Here is an 18,621-nt window from a genome sequence, read left to right on the forward strand (position 1 = left end):
CAACGGAAGGTCAATCCCCGTGACCTGGATGGTCACTTGATCGAACGCCGCCCGGCGGATGGGGCTCGGTTCGGGGTCAGCCGTTGTAGCCCGTGAGCGCCTTGGTGAAGTCGTACGTGCCCTGGTCGATACCGCTGCACGCGTCCCCGTCCGTGCCGGAGCCGCACTTGCGGTCGCGGTTGAGCGACCAGAAGCTGACGCGGGCCAGGTGGTGGCCCTTGGCGTAGGAGACCATGGCCTTGAAGTTGTTCAGGGATATGGTCTCGCCCGCGACGTCGGTCTTGCCGTTCATCGAGGAGAAGCCGACCTTGCGGTAGGCGGCGTCGGAGGAGAGGCCGTACGCGCTCGCCACCGTGTTCTTCAGGCCGTCCACCGCGGACTTGGTGGCCGCCGCCATGTCGATCGAGCCCTGGCCGAAGTCGAACGGCATGACCGCCCAGCCGTCCACGTCGAGCCCGGCGGTGGCACCGCGCTTGACCAGGTCCTTGCCGTTGGAGTCGGGGCCGCTCGTGGTGGTGCCGAAGGTGACGTACACCTTGATGCCGCTGTTCTTCTGCTTGACCGTCTTGAGCGCGTCGATCACCCGCTGGCGGACCGTGGCGTTCTCGAACTCGGTCGACTCGATGTCGATGTCGATCGACTTGAGCTTGTAGGCGTCGATGACCTTCTGGTACGCGCCGGCGAGCGCGGACGCGGAGGAGCACTTCTCGCCCAGCTTGTTACCGCTCCAGCCGCCGAAGGAGACGGTGACATCGCCGCCCGCCGAGCGGATGGAGTTGATCGTCGACTGGTCGTTGCCGCCGGTCAGCGCGCGGGAGCCGTCCCACTTGGGGTTGCAGCCGCCGTCGGACAGCATGAAGGCCATCGTGAACTGCTGGATACCGGTGGCCGACATGACGTCCGTGGCCTTGGGCGGAGAGCCCCAACCCAGGTACAGGTAGGGCCCGTTGAGCCCGCTGGGGGCGGCGGCGGTGTGCGCCGCCCGCGGCGCCGCCTGGGCGGTGGCCGCCGCGGTGGCGCCCGCGGCGAGCAGGCCGATGGCGGCGGCGAGGGCGAGTCTGCGGTGCGTCGGCTTGGAAAGAGGCATGGCTGATGGAGCCTCCTGGTGGGGGGTGGGAGGAAGTCGAGCGAGGCTGAACCTAGCGAGGCGGCATGGCCGCGACAAGATGTCGGATAGGAAACTTTCCTATCGGGCTCGCGGGCGACTGGGAGGACGCGCCTCCCAGCAGGGAGGATGCCGGTCGTAGTCCCGGTTCTGGTCGCGGTCGGATACTGACCGCAGGAGGGACGTGCATCCGATGAACCACAAACGCCCTGGAACGGGCCCGCTTACCGTGACGGTGTTCGTCTTCCCGGGGGTGCGGCTGCTCGATGTGACCGGCCCCATCGAGGTGTTCGCCTCGGCGAACGGGTTCGGCGGGCGCTATCGGGTGCGGATCGCGTCCGGGGACGGGGCGGAGGTGATCACCTCCGCCGGGACCCGTCTCGGCGCCGACGTGCGGGTCGACGATCTGCGTGAGCCGAGCGACGTCCTGGTGATCCCGGGCGGTCCGGAATGGGAAACGCTGATCAAGGACGACGCGCTGCTGGACGTCGTCCGGCGACTGCATGAGAAGGCCCGCTGTACGGCGTCGGTGTGCACGGGGGCGTTTCTGCTGGCGGCGGCCGGACTGCTGGACGGGCGTCGCGCCGCGACGCACTGGCGGCACTCACGGCAACTGGCCTCCCGCTTTCCGTCCGTGCGGGTCAAACGGGACGCCATCTTCGTACGGGACGGGCGAATGATGACCTCGGCGGGTGTCAGCGCCGGTATCGACCTCTCCCTGGCGCTCGTCGAAGATCATTACGGTGCGGAGGTCGCTCGGGCTGTCGCCAAGGACATGGTCGTCTTCATGCAACGACCGGGGAGCCAGTCCCAGTTCAGCGTCCGCTCCCAGGTCCCGCACTCCCGCCGGGAGACGCTCCGCCGGGTGCTGGACGAGGTCGCCGAGAACCCCGGGGCCAACCACACACTGCCGGCCATGGCACGCAGGGCGGGCGTCAGCGTCCGTCATATGACCCGGCTCTTCGACGAAGAGGTGGGAACCACGCCCGCCCGGTATGTGGAGCAGGTCCGGTTGGAGGCCGCCCAGGTGCTGCTGGAGACGGGCGACGACGCCATGGCGGTGGTGGCGCGGCGTACCGGGTTCGGCTCACCGGAGTCGATGCGCAGAGCGTTCGTACGGCACCTGGGGGTGACGCCCGGTGCGTACCGGACCAGTTTCCGCACGACCGGGGTGGGCGCGGAGGATTCGGCGCCCGAAGCCGTCTCGCCGTAGTCGGGGCGCGACGGGGCCCCTCACATGGCGTGGCGGGCCGCGTGGCCAGCTTCCCGTGGCGTGGCGGGCCGCGTGGTCAGCGGAAAGCGGATGCCACAAGATCCTTCTGCTCGGCGGCGTGCCGCCGGGCGGAGCCCACGGCCGGGGCCGGTGCGGGCGGACGGCTGACGCATCCGACGGGACGGTTCGCCGACCGCCGCACCCGCGGCCCCACGAAGGACCAGGCGCCTTGGTTCTCCGGCTCCTCCTGCACCCACCGCACCTCGGCGTCGGCGGGGAAACGGGCGAGTTCCGCGCCGAGCTCCCGCTCCGGGAACGGGTAGAGACGCTCCACACGGACGATCGCGGTGTCCGGCGGGTTCGAGCTTCGCCGGTGGGCGTCCAGGTCGTAGAAGACCTTGCCCGAGCACACCAGCACCCGCCCGGTCCGGGCGGCATCGGCCGTCTCGTCCGGCAGGACCGCACGGAACGCGCCCGTGGTGAGCTCCGTCAGCGTGGAGGTGGCCGCCTTCAGCCGCAGCATCGACTTCGGAGTGAACACGACCAGTGGCCTTCTGCGTTCGCGCTCACCGAGCGCTTGCCGCCTGAGCAGGTGGAAGTAGTTGCCGGGCAGGGAGGGCATGGCGACGCTCATGTTCCCCCGCGCACACAGTTGGAGGAACCGCTCGACCCTGGCGGAGGAGTGGTCCGGTCCCTGCCCCTCCAGGCCGTGCGGCAGCAGCAGCGTCACCCCGGAGCGCTGCCCCCATTTCTGCTCGGATGACGCGATGTACTCGTCGACGACGGTCTGGGCGCCGTTGGCGAAGTCGCCGAACTGCGCCTCCCACAGCACCAGAGCGTCGGGCCGCGCCAGGGAGTAGCCGTATTCGAAGGCCAGCGCCGCCAGTTCGGACAGCATCGAGTCGTAGGGCGCGAAGTCCGCGGCCGGTGCGCCGAGGGAGCTCAGCGGTGTGTATTCCACGCCGGTGCGCCGGTCGGTGAGCACGACGTGCCGTTGCCCGAACGTGCCGCGGCGGGAGTCCTGCCCGGCCAGCCGTACCGGAACCCCGTCCAGCAACAGGGAGCCGATGGCGAGAGTTTCCGCGGTGGCCCAGTCGATCGTTCCCGCGTCCAGCGTCGCGGCACGTCGGCGCAGCTGCGGCAGTACGCGCGGGTGCACGGTGAAGTCCTGCGGCGGACTGGTCTGGGCCGCGATCACGCGCCGGGCGGTCGCCTCGGTGATCGCGGTGGGCGCGGTGGGCGCTTGAGCGACGGCCGCGCCCTCGGTGTCTCCGGTGTCTCCGGTGTCTCCGGCGTCACCGGGAACGACGCGTGCCGGGGAGCGGCCGGGGACCGACAGCGCCTGGGTTTCGACGAAGGCACGCTCGAGGCGTTCCCGATAGTCCCGCAGGGCGCCTTCCACCTGCCGTTCGCTGATGTCTCCCCGGCGGATCAGCGCCTCGGCGTACAGCTTGCGCACCGAAGGTCTGGCGACGATGCGGTCATACATCGCCGGCTGGGTGATGGATGGATCATCGACCTCGCTGTGGCCGTGGCGCCGATAGCAGATCAGATCGATGACCACGTCCTTGTGGAACGCCTGCCGGTAGTCGAAGGCCAGCCGTGCGATACGGACGACGGCCTCGGGGTCGTCTCCGTTGACGTGGAAGATCGGGGCTTCGATGGTCCGTGCCGCGTCGGTTGCGTAGCCGCTCGTACGGCCGTAGGCGGGTGAGGTCGTGAAGCCGAGCTGGTTGTTGATGACGATGTGGACCGTCCCCCCGGTGCGGTAGCCGGGCAGCTGGGACATGTTCAGCGTCTCGCCGACCACACCCTGTCCGGCGAACGCGGCATCCCCGTGGACGACGATCGGCAGCACGGGGAAGGTGCCGGCACCGTCCGCGGCCACCTCCTGCTTGGCGCGGACCACTCCCTGGGCCACCGGCCCCACGATCTCCAGATGCGAGGGGTTCGCCACGACGGAGACGGCGATGGTGCCGCCGTTCAGGGCGCGATAGGTCCCCTCAGCACCGAGGTGGTACTTCACATCCCCGGACCCCTGGACCGACCGGATGTCCACCGCGTCGTCGAACTCGTGGAATATCTCCGCATAGGACTTGCCGACGATGTTGGCGAGCACATTGAGCCGGCCGCGGTGTGCCATACCGATGACGGCTTCCCTCACCCCGGTCTTGATGGAGCGGTGCAGCAGGGCGTCCAGCAGCACGATCGCGGACTCGCCGCCTTCGAGCGAATACCGTTTCTGGCCCACGTATTTGGTGTGCAGGAACGTCTCCAGGGCCTCCGCCGCGCCCAGCCGGTAGAGGATCTGCAATTGTTCCGCGCGGTCAGCCCCGGGGTGCGGCGTTTCGATCCGCCGCTGGACCCAGCGACGTTCTTCGGCGCTCTGGATGTGCATGTACTGGGTGCCGACGCTCCGGCAGTAGGACTCCCGCAGGACCCGCAGAACGTCGCGAAGGGACATGGTGACCTGCCCGGCGAAGCCGTCGACCACGAACGTCCGCTCCAGGTCCTCGTCGTCGAGTCCGAACGCCATGATGTCGAGCTCCGGGTGCGGGCCCCTGCGCTCCGCCGTGAGCGGATCGGTGTCGGCCATCAGATGTCCGCGCACGCGATACGCGTGGATGAGCGCCGCGACGCGGACCGCCTTCACCGCATGGTCACTCACCGTGCCGGAGTCGTGACGCCCTTGGTCCGTCGCCGGGGCGGAGGAGGTGAAGAGGTCCCGCCACGCCTGGTCGACCGAGCCCGGGTCATGGAGATACCGCTCGTGCTGCTCCTCGACAAGCCATTCGTTGAGGCCGAATTCCAGCTCATGCGACTGTGTCATGCCATCCACGCTAAAGCAGCAGGAAAGATGAGAAAGGCATGTAAATGTGCCATAGAGGCGGCACATCAGGACATGCCGCTTGCCGGGTCGAGCAGGAGGTGCCGGGCGGCATGGCGCAGGGAGTGGCCGGTCACCACCACCCAGGCGATGACGAGCAGCCCATAGAACGCCACGGCGAGCCAGACGAACATCTCCGAACCGGTCCGTGCCGCGAGGGCACTGGTTGCCGTCACACAGGCGCCGACCGGGAAGATGAAGGACCACCACGTGGGCGCGAACGGCAGCCCGGCCCGGATCGTCCGCACGGTCAGTCCCGTGGCCAGCGCCGCCCACAGCATGGCGAAGCCCCACACCACGATCCCGCCCAGCAGCGCGAACACCTCGGTGCCGCGCACGTAGGGCGCGGGCAGCGTGCTCGGTGCCGCCGCGGCCAGCGCGCCGAGTGCCGTCACCGACTGGCCCAGCGCCCCCACCCCGATCCACACCGTGGGCACCACCGTTCCGGTGGGTGCCTCATGGTGCACCAGACGGCCGTAAATCATGGCCAGTACCAGCAGCGCCGCGACCAGGCCGAGTCCGAGCATCGCGTAGCAGCCCAGCAGCAGGGCGAGCCGCGGCTGCCCCGCCGGAGCGTGAGGGACGAGCAGCGCGCCCGTCGCGGCCGAGACCATCGGCGGCACCACCGGCATCAGCCAGCCCCCGAACGCCGCGTCCGGTGTGAAGCGGTGCCGGGTGACCATCAGATAGGGCACCGTGCAGGCCGTGACGAGACCGAGCACGGTACCGAGCGACCACAGCACCCAGGCCACGCCCAGCGCCGTCCCGGTCCCGGTCAGCGGGCGGCCGAGCAGCAGCGCCCCGGAACCCACCGTGAGCAGCGCCATCGGCGGCGCGCCGAAGAACTGGGCGGTCACCGGATCCCCGGCGTGCGACCGCAGCGCCCGCTGCCGGAGGTAGCCGACGGCCAGCAGGACCAGCAGGAGCGCGGCACCCAGCCAGACCGCCGTGGCGGCGGTGCGCAGCATGGGGGAGTTGCGCGGCAGGGTGACCGCCGCATTGGCGACGATGCCGGTACCCATCACGGCCGCGAACCAACTGGGGCCGAGGAGCGGACGCCTCTTGCTGGGTGCCGTGGGCGCCAGAGTGTCGACGCACGGGGAACAATTCATTCCGCAAACGTAGGCGTGGATCAAGGCGGCACTGTCGTGGATGTCCTGATGTAAGCGCGGCATGGCAGACATCGAGCGACCGCCCCAGCGGCCGGCGGCTCCGCCGCGGCTGGACCCCGGGGTCTGGGGCGGAGCCCCAGTTGTGGGAAGGGGCGGGGAGGGGAACAGCCCGCCGCAGGCGGCACGGCCAGTCGCCCGCTAGTGCTCGCTGAGCCAGCGGTACAGCAGCTCGGGCCGTCCGATCTGCCCGTAGTGCGGGGCGCGGGCGGCGCGCCCCGCCTCCACCAGGTGCTCCAGATAGCGGCGGGCGGTGATCCGGGAGATCCCCACGGTCTCGGCGGTGGCCGCGGCCGAGATGCCCTCCTCCTCCGCGCCGCGCAGCGCCTCCGTGACGGCGTGCAGGGTGGCCTGGGTCAGCCCCTTCGGCATCGCGGCGGGCTGCGGCGCCCGCAGCGCGGCCAGCGCGCGGTCCACCTCGTCCTGTCCGCTGGCCTCGCCCGCGGTCGCGCGGAACTCGGCGTACCGGAGGAGGCGGTCCCGGAGGGTGGAGAAGGTGAACGGTTTCAGCACGTACTGCACGACCCCGAGGGAGACTCCGTCGCGGACCACCGCGAGGTCCCGGGCCGAGGTGACCGCGATCACATCCGCCCCGTTCCCGGCCGCGCGCAGCGCCCGTACGAGCTGGAGGCCGTGCCCGTCGGGGAGGTAGAGGTCCAGCAGCAGGAGGTCGGCGGGCGTCCGCTCCAGCAGCCGCTGCGCGTCCCCGCCGCTGCGCGCCGCCCCGACGACGGCGAAGCCGGGAACGCGCTCGACGTACATCCGGTGCGCGTCCGCCGCGACGGGGTCGTCTTCGACGACGAGAACCCGGATCGGCGCCGGATCCCCCGGTCTCGCCTGCGGCGGGCTCATGAACGGATTCCTCTCGAAACGCGGTCGAAACGCGGTGTACACGGAAGCTCAGGGCTCCAATTTACGGAGGGTAACCGCAAGTGGCCAGATCCCTACGGTGACGATTCCCCTACGCCCTGTCTCCCGGGGCCTCCGCCCCCGGACCCCCGCTCCCGGACGGCCGGATATGGCCGCTGACGGCGGGCTCAAGGCGTGGCGGCCGGGGTCGTCAGGGGGAGGCGGGCGGTGAATTCGGCGCCGCCGTCCGGGGAGGTGGTGACCTCGACCGTGCCCGCGTTGCGGCGGGCGGCCTGCTGGACCAGGGCCAGGCCGATGCCGCGGCCCGGGGACTTCGTGCTCCAGCCGCGGCGGAAGACCTCCTCGGCCGCCCCCGGGTCGAGCCCGGCGCCGGTGTCCGACACGCGCAGGGTCAGCTCACCGGCGTCCGTGCGGGCGGTGACCGTCACGCGGGCGCTGCGCGGGGCCGCCTCGTTGCCGACGCCCTCCGCGGCCGCGTCCGTGGCGTTGTCGATGAGGTTGCCGAGGATGGTCACCAGGTCGCGGGCGGGCAGGCCGGGCGGGAGGACGCCGTCGTCGATACGGCTGTCGGGGGCCAGGACCAGCTCGACGCCGCGCTCACTGGCCTGGGCCGCCTTGCCCAGCAGCAGGGCGGCCAGGACGGGCTCGGCGACGGCCGCCACCACCTGGTCGGTCAGCGCCTGGGCCAGCTCCAGCTCGGCGGTGGCGAAGTCGACCGCCTCGTCCTCCCGGCCCAGTTCGATCAGCGAGACGACGGCGTGCAGCCGATTCGCGGCCTCATGGGCCTGGGAGCGCAGCGCCTCCGCGAAGCCGCGCACCGAGTCCAGCTCGCCGGAGAGCGCCTGGAGCTCGGTGTGGTCGCGCAGCGTGACGACGGTGCCGCGCTGCTCACCGCTGCTCACCGGGGAGGTGTTGACGACCACGACCCGCTCCGCGGTCAGATGCAGCTCGTCCACGCGCGGCTCGGTGGCCAGCAGGGCGCCGGTCAGCGCGGGTGGCAGGCCCAGGCCGGAGACGTAGCGGCCGACGGAGTCCTCGGGCAGGCCGAGCAGCTCCCGCCCGCCGTCGTTGATCAGCGCGATCCGCCGCTGGCCGTCGAGCATCAGCAGCCCCTCGCGCACGGCGTGCAGCGCGGCCTGGTGGTAATCGTGCATCCGGCTCAGCTCGGCCGCGTTCATCCCGTGCGTATGGCGGCGCAGCCGGGCGTTGATCACATACGCGCACAGGCCGCCCAGCGCGAGCGCCGCCGCCGCCACGGCGAGCAGCGCGAGCAGCTGGCGGCGCACCTGGGCGCTGATGGTGTCCACGGTTATCCCGGCGCTGACCAGGGCGGTGATCCGGCCGCCGGCGCGGGCGTCGCGCACCGGGGCGACCACGCGCACGGAGGAGCCGAGCGTGCCGGTGTAGGTCTCGTCGAAGATCCGCCCGCGCAGCGCGGGCTTGATGTGGCCGAGATAGGTGGCGCCGATCTGGCGCGGATCGGGGTGCGCCCAGCGCACCCCGTGGGTATCCATGATCGTGACGAAGGTGACGCCGGTGTCCCGGCGCACCTTCTCCGCGTACGGCTGGAGCCGGGCCGTGGGGTCCTTGGACCGCGCGGCCTCGGCGACCGAGGGGGAGTCGGCGACGGCCACCGCGGCGGCGGTCGCCCGCTGCCGCGCGGCCACCACCGCCTGCTCGCGGTCGGTGACGTAGGCGAAGACGGCGCACCCGGCCACCAGGGCGGCGACCAGCACGACCTGCATCGCGAACAGCTGGCCCGCCAGGCTGCGGGGGTGGGGGATGCGCATGGCCATCAGTCTGCACACGCATCTTTGCGTGAACGAAATGAACGGAAGGGTGACCCCCATCACAGGCTGGGGCATAGTCGCCGGGACCGTTCAAGGCGGTGTGCGAGCCGCACACAGTACAGCGCCGGGACAGTTGGACGGCAGAACAGAAGGAGGCAGCACCGTGGCTGCGGACACCACGCCGCCCGCATCCGGGCGTACGGAACCGGATGGGACGAAGCCGAAGAAGGAAAGGATTCACTACCTCTACCTCGCCGTCATCGGCGCGGTGGCGCTCGGCATCCTCGTGGGCTTCGTGGCCCCCGATACCGCGGTGGAGCTCAAGCCCATCGGCGAAGGCTTCGTCAACCTCATCAAGATGCTGATCTCGCCGATCATCTTCTGCACGATCGTGCTCGGCGTCGGCTCGGTGCGCAAGGCGGCCAAGGTCGGCGCGGTCGGCGGTCTCGCGCTCGGCTACTTCATGGTGATGTCGACCGTGGCCCTCGCCATCGGCCTGGTGGTCGGCAACTTCCTCGACCCCGGCAGCGGCCTGCACATGAGCCATGAGGCGGCCCAGGCCGGGCAGAGCCAGGCCGACGGCGCCTCCGAGTCGATGGCGGACTTCCTGCTCGGGATCATCCCGACGACGCTGGTCTCCGCCTTCTCCCAGGAGCAGGTGCTACAGACCCTGTTCGTGGCCCTCCTCACGGGCTTCGCCCTCCAGGCGATGGGCAAGGCGGGCGACCCGGTGCTGCGCGGCATAGGCCACATACAGCAGCTCGTCTTCAAGCTGCTGTCGATGGTCATGTGGGCCGCCCCGGTCGGTGCCTTCGGCGCGATCGCCGCCGTGGTCGGCGAGACCGGTCTGGACGCGCTCAAGGCGCTCGCGGTCATCATGATCGGCTTCTATGTGACCTGTGCGCTCTTCGTGTTCCTCGTCCTCGGGACGATCCTGCGGCTGGTCGCGGGCATCAACATCTTCCTGCTGCTGAAGTACCTGGCGCGGGAGTTCCTGCTGATCCTGTCGACGTCCTCCTCCGAGTCGGCGCTGCCGCTGCTGATCGCGAAGATGGAGCACGCGGGCGTCAGCAGGCCGGTCGCCGGTATCACCGTCCCCACGGGCTACTCCTTCAACCTGGACGGCACCGCCATCTACCTGACGATGGCCTCGCTGTTCATCGCCGAGGCCATGGGCGACCCGCTCTCCATAGGCCAGCAGATATCCCTCCTCGTCTTCATGATCGTCGCGTCGAAGGGCGCCGCCGGTGTGACCGGCGCGGGCATGGCGACGCTGGCGGGCGGTCTCCAGTCGCACCGGCCCGAACTCGTGGACGGCGTCGGCCTGATCGTCGGCATCGACCGCTTCATGAGCGAGGCCCGCGCCCTCACCAACTTCGCGGGCAACGCGGTCGCGACCGTCCTGGTCGGCACCTGGACCAAGGAGATCGACAAGGAGCGGATGAACGAAGTCCTCGCCGGACGGCTGCCGTTCGACGCGGAGGGCTTCGCCCGCAGCGGTGGCGGCCACGGCCCGGCCGCGGACGACTCCGAGGCGGCCGAGGGCAAGTCCCTTCCCGAGCGGCGTGACGGTGACACGGCGAAGGAGCACGTGAACGCCTGACACCCCACGCGCAACGCGGCCCTGCCCTCCTGAATCGGGGCAGGGCCGTGCGCGTTGCACGGGCCCGGGGCGCATGGCGTGGTGGACACGGCGAATGGCGTCCCGCGTCTTCCCCCCGTTGGAAGACGCGAGACGCCGGCATTGACCCGGCCGCCAATGGGTACTTGGCGGTGCTCGGCTGGTCCTCGGCGCCGAAGGCGCCCTACCGCTCGCCGTCCGGCGCGCGGCGCAGTTGTTCCGGCAGGGCCGTCCACTCGGGGCCCTCGCCCAGGGGCTTGACCCAGGCGATGTTCCCGCCGGTGTCCACGTAGGCGACCCGGCCCATGGCCCCGCGTTCGAGGTCGTAGACGAGTTCGCCGATCCGTGGTGTGCTCCGTGTTCCTTCCGCGGTGGTCATGAGCCGCCTCCTCGGCACCTCACTGCCATACCGTCCCCCGTTCGTCGTCGGAAAGAGGGCCCGGCCCGGAGACCGGAGAGTTCCGGTCCGGTCGCCGCCGTCAGCGGTGACCGGGGAGAGCTTCTGGTGCCCGTGGGGCCCTCGAACACTCGTAGGGTGCTACGAGCCGCTGATATCCCGCTGATGCCTCGCTGACCCGAACCCGTGGGTAGGCTTCCAAGTGGTCACAGTGAAATCTCTGGTACCAACGGGGGCAGTGTGTGGATGGGACCGAGTTTCGCCTGTTGGGACCGGTCGGAATATGGCAGGGCGAGCGTCTGCTGGGGCCGACCGCCGCACAACAGCGGTCCGTTCTGGCGATGCTGCTGATGGCCTCCGGCCGCGTGGTGTCCGTCGACAGGCTGGTGTTGGCAGTATGGGGCGAGGATCCGCCGGGGTCCGCGCGAAACGCCGTACAGGTACAGATTTCCAAGCTGCGTCGCATCCTGTCCGCTCTGCCCGGGGCCGAGTTGACGACGTCGGCGAAGGGCTATTCCCTCACCGTCGCGCGTGAGCAGGTCGATCTGCACCGGTTCCGCGATCTGGTGCGGGCCGCGCGGGAGGCTCCGAAGGACGCCGGGGCCACCGGGGAGCCCGAGGCCGCCGTGGCCGCCGAGGCCCGGGCCGGGGAACTGCTGCGCGCCGCGCTCCAGCTGTGGCGCGGGCCCGCGCTGGCGGATGTCGCGGGCGGCTGGCTGCCCGAGACCCTGGGCGCCGGTCTGGAGGAGGAGCGGCGTGCGGCGGTCGAGGAGTGCGCCGCGATCGATCTGCGTTCCGGACGCCACCACGAGGCCGCCGCCGAGCTGTCCGCCCTGGTGGCCGAACACCCCTTGCGGGAACGCTCGGTGGCGCTGCTGATGGAGGCGCTACGGCGCTGTGGCAGGCGGGCCGACGCGCTCGCGCTGTTCCGCTCCACCCGCCGGAGGTACGTGGAGGAGCTGGGCATCGAGCCCGGCGACGAGCTGCAAAGGCTCCACCGGCAGGCTCTCGAGGACAGCCGGGACGGGAGAGACAGCCGGGACGGATGGGATAGCCGGGACAGTCGGGACGGGCGGGACAGCCAAGACGGCAGGGACGGCCGTTCCGTGGACGGCTCCGGGCCGTCCGGCGCGTACGGGAGCGCTCCCGTGGCGCCGGCGCCGCCCGACGCGCCGCCCGCCCCGGCCCCCGCGCCCGCCCCGGAGGGCGCCCCGGCCGCCGACGAGGCCCCCGAGCTCGCCGCCGAACCCGCCGCCGAGCCCTCGGGCATGCCCGCCACCGCCCCCGAGCAGATCACCGTCGTCACCGCCGTGCCCCAGCAACTCCCCTCCGAAGTCGCCCACTTCACCGGCCGTGAGCGCGAACTGGCCGGGCTGGACGCCCTGCTGCCCGCAAGCACGGGCACAGGCGAGGGCGACGGCGGCGGCGGGGGACGGGCGTCCACGGCCGCGAGGATCACCGTGATCGCGGGCAGCGGCGGCCTCGGCAAGACGACCCTCGCGGTGCACTGGGCCCACCGCGTCCGCGACCGGTTTCCCGACGGCCAGCTCTATGTGAATCTGCGCGGCTTCGGCCCCACCGACTCGGCCATGACCGCCGCCGAGGCCGTACGGGGCTTCCTGGACGCCTTCCAGGTGCCCGCCCACCGGATCCCCGCGACCCTGGAGGCGCAGACCGCGCTGTACCGGAGCCTGCTGGCCGACCGCCGGATGCTGATCCTGCTCGACAACGCCCGGGACGCCGAGCAGGTGCGGCCCCTGCTGCCCGGCTCCCCCGGCTGTCTGGTGGTGCTGACCAGCCGTAACGAGCTCACCAGCCTGGTCGTCGCCGAGCAGGCCCAGCCGCTGCCGCTGGATCTGCTCGACCGCGACGAGTCGCGCGAACTGCTGATCAGCCGGGTGGGCGGCGAGCGGGTGGCCGCCGAACCCGAGGCCGTGGAGGAGGTCATCACGGTGTGCGCCGGGCTGCCGCTCGCGCTCGCCATCGTGGCCGCCCGCGCCGCCACCCACCCCCGCTTCTCCCTGGAGGCGCTGGCCGGGGAGCTGCGCGACGCCCGCGGCAGCCTCGACGCGTTCGAGGGCGGGGACGCCACCACCGATGTCCGGGCCGTCTTCTCCTGGTCGTACCACACCCTGGGCGCCGACGCCGCCCGGCTGTTCCGGCTGCTGGGCGTGCACCCGGGCCCCGACATCGCGGCCCCCGCGGCCGCCAGCCTGGTGGGCATCCCGGTGCCGCAGGCCCGCCGGCTGCTGATCCAGCTGACCCGGGCGCATCTGATCACCGAGCGCGCCCCCGGTCAGTACGGCTTCCACGATCTGCTGCGCGCCTACGCCATGGAGCTCACCCAGGCGTACGACGCGCGGGAGGAGCGCCGCACCGCGCTGCACCGGATGCTCGACCACTATCTGCACACCGCCGTGGCCGCCGGGAAGGCCTTCACCCCGCACCGGGAGCCGATCACGGTCGAGCCGGTCCGGCCCGGTGTCAGCGTCGGCGAGTTCGCGGGGCACGGCCAGGCGCTGCTCTGGTTCATCGTCACCTATCCGGCGCTGATGGCGGCCCTCCAGGAGGCCGCGGAGGCCGGATTCGAGACCCACACCTGGCAACTGGCCTGGTCGCTCACGGAGTTTCTGGACCAGCGGGGCCACTGGCACGACCAGCGCACCGTGCACCGGATCGCCCTGGGCTCGGCCCACCGCATCCGTGACCTCGCCGGTCAGGCCCACTCCTGCTATGCCCTGGGCCTGGCCGATCTGCGGATGGGGCGCTACGACCGGGCCCGCGGCCATCTGGTGCGCGCCCTGAACCTGTACGGCGAGACCGGCAACGCCGTCGGCCAGGCCCTGGCCCACGGCGCGCTCAACCTCGCCAGTGAGCGGGAGGGGCGCCATGACGAGGGGCTGCACCACGCGCTGCGCGCCCTGAAGCTGTACCGGGCGGCGGGTCACCGCAGCGGCGAGGCGTACGCCCTGAACAACGTCGGCTGGGCGTACGCCATGCTGGGCGACTTCCAGCAGACCCTCGTCCACTGCGAGAAGGCGCTGACCATGCTGCGGCAGGCGGGGGACAGACGCGGGGAGTCCGCCGCCTGGGACAGCCTCGGCTACGCCCACAGCCACGTCGGCGACCACCAGCAGGCCATCAGCTGCTACCGGCACGCGGTGGACCTGCGGCGCGGCCGGGGCGAGCGGGTCCGGGAGGCGGAGTCCCTGCACCGGCTCGGCAGCGCCCAGCTCGCCGCCGGGGACCGGGCCGGGGCCCGCCGCAGCTGGCAGCGGGCCCTGACCCGGTTCGACTCCCTCGGCCACCCCGACGCCCACCGGGTCCGGGACGGCCTCACCGGGCTGGGCGGGGCCGACGGCTGACGGGACGCAAGGCCGTGCGGCAGGGCGTGCGTACGGCTCAGGCGGGCCGCAGCCAGATCGTGCCCAGCGGCGGCAGCACCGGCAGGATGGAGGCCGGACGGCCGTGCCACCCCGTGGGCTCGGCCTTCAGCGGCTCGGCGTTGACCACGCCACCCCCGCCGTAGCGCCGGTCGTCGGTGTTCAGCACCTCGCGCCACACCGGCACCGCCTCCGGCGTCCCGACGCGGTACTCGTGCCGGACCACCGGGGAGAAGTTGCTGATGGCCAGCAGCGGGGAGCCCTCGGCGTCGTAGCGGAGGAAGGCGAAGACGTTGTCCTCGCGGGCATCGCCCTCGATCCAGGAGAACCCCTCGGGGTCGGTGTCCCGCTGCCACAGCGCGGGCGTGGCCGCGTACGCCTGGTTGAGGTCGCGGACCAGATCGCGGACGCCCCGGTGGTCGGGCTCGGCGGAGTACGACGGGTCCAGCAGCCACCAGTCGGGACCGTGCGCCTCCGACCACTCGGCGCCCTGCGCGAACTCCTGCCCCATGAACAGCAGTTGCTTGCCCGGATGGGCCCACATGAAGCCGAGGTAGGCGCGGTGGGTGGCGCGCCGCTGCCACCAGTCGCCGGGCATTTTCGACACCAGGGCCCGCTTGCCGTGCACCACCTCGTCATGCGAGATCGGCAGCACGTAGTTCTCGCTGTACGCGTACACCATCGAGAACGTCATCTCGTGGTGGTGATAGGCGCGGTGCACCGGCTCGTGCGCGAGATAGGCCAGCGAGTCGTGCATCCACCCCATGTTCCACTTCAGCCCGAAGCCGAGGCCGCCGAAGCCGCTGGGGCCCACATGGTGGGTGGCGCGGGTGACCCCGTCCCACGCGGTCGACTCCTCGGCGATGGTGACCACGCCCGGACAGCGGCGGTAGACGGTCGCGTTCATCTCCTGGAGGAAGGCGACCGCGTCCAGGTTCTCCCGGCCGCCGTGCGCGTTGGGCGTCCACTGGCCCGGCTCGCGGGAGTAGTCGAGGTAGAGCATGGACGCGACGGCGTCCACGCGCAGACCGTCGATATGGAACTCCTCGCACCAGTAGACCGCGTTCGCCACCAGGAAGTTGCGCACCTCCGTCCGCCCGTAGTCGAACTCCAGCGTGCCCCAGTCGGGGTGCGCGGCCCGCAGCGGATCGGCGGGCTCGTACAGCGGACGGCCGTCGAACTCCGCCAGCGCCCAGGCGTCCTTCGGGAAGTGCGCGGGCACCCAGTCCACGATGACCCCGATGCCCGCCCGGTGCAGCGCGTCCACCAGGTACTTGAAGTCGTCGGGGGTGCCGAGCCGGGCCGTGGGCGCGTAGAAGCCGGTCACCTGGTAGCCCCAGGAGCCGCCGAAGGGGTGCTCGGCCACCGGCATCAGCTCGACATGGGTGAACCCCAGGTCCTTGACGTACGCCGGGAGCTGTTCGGCGAGCTGCCGGTAGGTCAGCCCCGGCCGCCAGGACGGCAGATGCACCTCGTAGACGGAGAACGGCAGCTCATGGACGCGGCCGCCCGCCCGGCCCGCCATCCACGCCTCATCGCCCCAGTCGTGGTGCGAGGCGTGGACGACGGAGGCGGTGGCGGGCGGGCACTCGGTGCGCCGCGCCATCGGATCGGCGCGCAGGGAGTGGCCGCCGTCGGGCCGGGCGATCTCGAACTTGTAGAGCGCGCCCTCGCCGACACCGGGCAGGAACAGCTCCCACACGCCGCTGCCGCCGAGCGAGCGCATCGGCAGCGCGGTGCCGTCCCAGTAGGTGAAGTCGCCGGTCAGCCGCACCCCTAGGGCGTTGGGCGCCCATACGGTGAAGCGGGTGCCGGCCACGCCCTGATGGGTCATCGGCCGCGCGCCGAGCGCCCGCCACAGCTCCTCGTGGCGGCCCTCGCCGATCAGGTGCAGATCGAGTTCACCGATGGCGGGCAGGAAGCGGTACGGGTCGTGCAGCTCCAGCTCGGCGTCCTCGTACGCCACCAGCAGCCGGTAGTCCGGGACCTCCCGCAGCGGCAGCACCCCGGAGAACAGCCCGTCCCCCTCGGACCGCAGCCGGGCGCGCAGCCCGGCGGCGGCGACGGTCACCGACCGGGCGTACGGGCGCAGGGTCCGGAACAGCACCCCGCCGGGCACGGGGTGGGCGCCGAGCACCGCGTGCGGATCGTGATGCGCCCCGGTCAGCAGCCGCCGCCGGTCCTCGTCCCCGAGCGCGGGCGCGGCCCGCACCCCCCGCTCGTCCTCCACCGTGTCGTCGGGGCCCGCGCCACCCCCGGCCACGGGCCGCCCGGCCACCCGCGACGGCCCGCCCACGCCGCCGTCCTCCTCCCGCCGCTCCCCGCCCGCGCGGGGCGCCCGGGGCACGGGCGGTGAGCCGTAGGACACCCGGGCCTCGGGGCCCCGGTGCGCGGGCGGATGGGGGCGGCCGGAGAGGAACGTGTCCGGGACCGCCGGGCCGGTCGTGGCGCCGGTGGCGGCGGGCGCGTGGCCCGGTCCCTCGTCGGACGGGTACTGGCCGGACGGCGGTCGTGCGGTCACGGGGTGGTCCTCCCGGAGGTGTCGGAGGTGTCGGAGGGGACGGGGGAACGGCGGGAAAGGAGTCCGGGCCGGGGTCAGGCGCGGGTGGCGGCCAGGCGGTGGATCGCGGTCATCGGGACGGACAGCCAGTCGGGGCGGTGCCGCGCCTCGTAGAGCACCTCGTAGACGGCCTTGTCGGTCTCATGGGCGCGCAGCAGCTCCGGTTCGGCGCGCGGATCGGTGCCGGACGCCTCCGCGTAGCCCGCGCAGTACGCGGCACGGGTGCGGCCCGCCCACCGCTGCGGCTGCTCATGGCGTCCCACGGCCGCCGCGTAGTCGAAGGACCGCAGCATGCCCGCGATGTCGCGCACCGGCGGCTGCGGGCGGCGCCGCTCGGCCAGCGGGCGGGACGGCTCGCCCTCGAAGTCGATGAGCGACCACCGCCCGCCCGCTCCGCCGCCGCCTCCGCTGTCCCCGCCGTCTCCGCCGTTTCCCGTGAGCAGCGCCTGCCCCAGGTGCAGATCGCCGTGGATGCGCTGGGCCGCCCAGGTGCGGCCCGCGCGCCCCAGCGCGGCCAAGTCCTCGTACGCGCCGTGCAGCGCGGTGCGGTACGGCTGGAGCGCGGGCACCGCGGCGGCGGCCGAGTCGAGCCGTTCGCTCATCGCCGCGGCGAGATGCTCGATCTGCGGGCGGCGCAGCACGGAGGTGGGCAGCGCGCGGGCCATCGCCAGATGGACCTCGGCGGTCGCGTGCCCCAGCGCGCGGGCGGCGTCGGTGAAGTCGCCGTCGGCGGCCAGGGCGTCAAGCGCCAGCTGCCAGCCGTCCCGGGAACCGGCCAGGAAGGGCTGGAGCACCCCCAGGGTGAACGGCTCCGGCCGTGGCCCGGCGGCCTCGGCCGGGGGCTCGGCCTCGAACCAGGCGGCGGGCGCGGGCACCCGGGGGCAGCCGGTGCGGGCGAGCGCGAGGGGGAGTTCGAGGTCCGGGTTGGTGCCGGGGCTGACCCGCCGGAAGAGCTTGAGAATAAACGTATCGCCGTAAACCACCGAGGAGTTGGACTGCTCCGCCGTCATCACCCGGGGCGCGAGCGCGGACGGGATGGCGCTGGACGGCTCCCGTACGAAGCGCAGCGGGCCGAGCCGTCCGGGCATCCGCAGCCGCTCCAGCAGCAGCGTGGTGAGCCGGGGGTCGGCCAGCGCCTCGTACACCGTCTGCCCGTCCAGCGGCCCGCCGCTGGGCCGGCCGATGAGCGCGGGGGCGAGCGGCGGCGGCAGGGTGGGGCGCGCCCCGAGCAGCAGCTGGTAGCAGTCGCTGGCCGCCGCGCCGCGCCGGTGGCCGCAGCCGAAGCCGTGCCGGTGGCCGGGCGGCTCCGGCTGCTCGGCGCGGATCAGCAGATGGAGCAGCCCCGGCGTGCCGCAGCTCGCCCGCCACGGCAGCAGCTCGGTCGCGGAGACCAGCGCGAAGCCGCTGACGGGACGGCCCTTGCCCGCGAACCAGCGCTGTCGGGGCAGCCACTCGGTGAGCAGCGGCGCGAGCGAGGTGAGCAGCCCGGGCGGGCCCGCGGCCGCGGCGGTGCGGGCCGCGGCCGGTGGGGGCTGGTCCCGCGGTACGGCGGTCGGCGGGTGGTGTGCCCCCCGGGAGAGCGGAGCTTCCGGCATGGCGTCGCGTCCTTTCCCCGGGCACACGACA

The 18,621-nt window shown here is 72.4% G+C and carries 11 protein-coding genes; 3 read left to right on the top strand and 8 right to left on the bottom strand.

The window, feature by feature from the left end:
- Positions 1 to 76 precede the first annotated feature (76 nt).
- A complete protein-coding gene (locus tag ACJX2R_RS34860) occupies positions 77 to 1,087 on the bottom strand; it encodes a chitinase (RefSeq protein ID WP_413103348.1) in 1,011 nt (336 codons plus the stop codon).
- 211 nt (positions 1,088 to 1,298) lie between these two features.
- On the opposite strand from ACJX2R_RS34860, the gene ACJX2R_RS34865 reads away from it, so the two are divergent.
- Positions 1,299 to 2,318, top strand: coding sequence for a GlxA family transcriptional regulator (locus ACJX2R_RS34865; protein ID WP_413103349.1), 1,020 nt, complete (start codon positions 1,299 to 1,301; stop codon positions 2,316 to 2,318).
- Between the two features lie 76 nt (positions 2,319 to 2,394).
- Here ACJX2R_RS34865 and ACJX2R_RS34870 read toward each other — a convergent pair whose 3' ends face one another.
- The 4 genes from ACJX2R_RS34870 to ACJX2R_RS34885 all read right to left on the bottom strand — a co-directional run bounded on the left by ACJX2R_RS34870 (position 2,395) and on the right by ACJX2R_RS34885 (position 9,034).
- Positions 2,395 to 5,214, bottom strand: coding sequence for a multifunctional oxoglutarate decarboxylase/oxoglutarate dehydrogenase thiamine pyrophosphate-binding subunit/dihydrolipoyllysine-residue succinyltransferase subunit (locus ACJX2R_RS34870; RefSeq protein ID WP_413103350.1), 2,820 nt, complete (start codon positions 5,212 to 5,214; stop codon positions 2,395 to 2,397).
- Complete coding sequence (locus tag ACJX2R_RS34875; protein ID WP_413103351.1) at positions 5,214 to 6,317, bottom strand: TDT family transporter; 1,104 nt, start codon at positions 6,315 to 6,317, stop codon at positions 5,214 to 5,216. Before ACJX2R_RS34875 ends, ACJX2R_RS34870 begins: the two co-directional genes overlap by 1 nt.
- A 198-nt stretch (positions 6,318 to 6,515) precedes the next feature.
- On the bottom strand, positions 6,516 to 7,226 hold the full coding sequence (locus ACJX2R_RS34880) for a response regulator (RefSeq protein WP_138917617.1): 711 nt from the start codon (positions 7,224 to 7,226) through the stop codon (positions 6,516 to 6,518).
- Positions 7,227 to 7,411: 185 nt separating this feature from the next.
- The gene (locus ACJX2R_RS34885) at positions 7,412 to 9,034 is read right to left on the bottom strand and encodes an ATP-binding protein (RefSeq protein WP_413103352.1); all 1,623 of its coding nucleotides are present in this window, start codon (positions 9,032 to 9,034) and stop codon (positions 7,412 to 7,414) included.
- 163 nt (positions 9,035 to 9,197) lie between these two features.
- Between ACJX2R_RS34885 and ACJX2R_RS34890 the strand changes: the two genes are divergently transcribed.
- On the top strand, positions 9,198 to 10,637 hold the full coding sequence (locus ACJX2R_RS34890; RefSeq protein WP_413103353.1) for a cation:dicarboxylate symporter family transporter: 1,440 nt from the start codon (positions 9,198 to 9,200) through the stop codon (positions 10,635 to 10,637).
- A gap of 202 nt (positions 10,638 to 10,839) precedes the next feature.
- Here ACJX2R_RS34890 and ACJX2R_RS34895 read toward each other — a convergent pair whose 3' ends face one another.
- Positions 10,840 to 11,034, bottom strand: coding sequence for a hypothetical protein (locus ACJX2R_RS34895; RefSeq protein WP_262701634.1), 195 nt, complete (start codon positions 11,032 to 11,034; stop codon positions 10,840 to 10,842).
- Between the two features lie 284 nt (positions 11,035 to 11,318).
- Here ACJX2R_RS34895 and ACJX2R_RS34900 point away from each other — a divergent pair, with 284 nt between their 5' ends.
- Positions 11,319 to 14,417, top strand: a complete 3,099-nt coding sequence (locus ACJX2R_RS34900) for an AfsR/SARP family transcriptional regulator (RefSeq protein ID WP_413103354.1) — start codon at positions 11,319 to 11,321, stop codon at positions 14,415 to 14,417.
- Positions 14,418 to 14,454: 37 nt separating this feature from the next.
- On the opposite strand, the gene glgB is transcribed toward ACJX2R_RS34900, so the two are convergent.
- Positions 14,455 to 16,647, bottom strand: a complete 2,193-nt coding sequence (glgB, locus tag ACJX2R_RS34905) for a 1,4-alpha-glucan branching enzyme (RefSeq protein ID WP_413106013.1) — start codon at positions 16,645 to 16,647, stop codon at positions 14,455 to 14,457.
- Positions 16,648 to 17,030: 383 nt separating this feature from the next.
- Positions 17,031 to 18,590 (bottom strand): maltokinase N-terminal cap-like domain-containing protein, encoded by a 1,560-nt coding sequence (locus ACJX2R_RS34910; protein WP_413103355.1) that lies wholly within the window; start codon positions 18,588 to 18,590, stop codon positions 17,031 to 17,033.
- Between the last annotated feature and the right edge of the window lie 31 nt (positions 18,591 to 18,621).

The sequence above is a fragment of the Streptomyces sp. Inha503 genome (assembly GCF_047215865.1).
Classification (GTDB): domain Bacteria; phylum Actinomycetota; class Actinomycetes; order Streptomycetales; family Streptomycetaceae; genus Streptomyces; species Streptomyces lycopersici.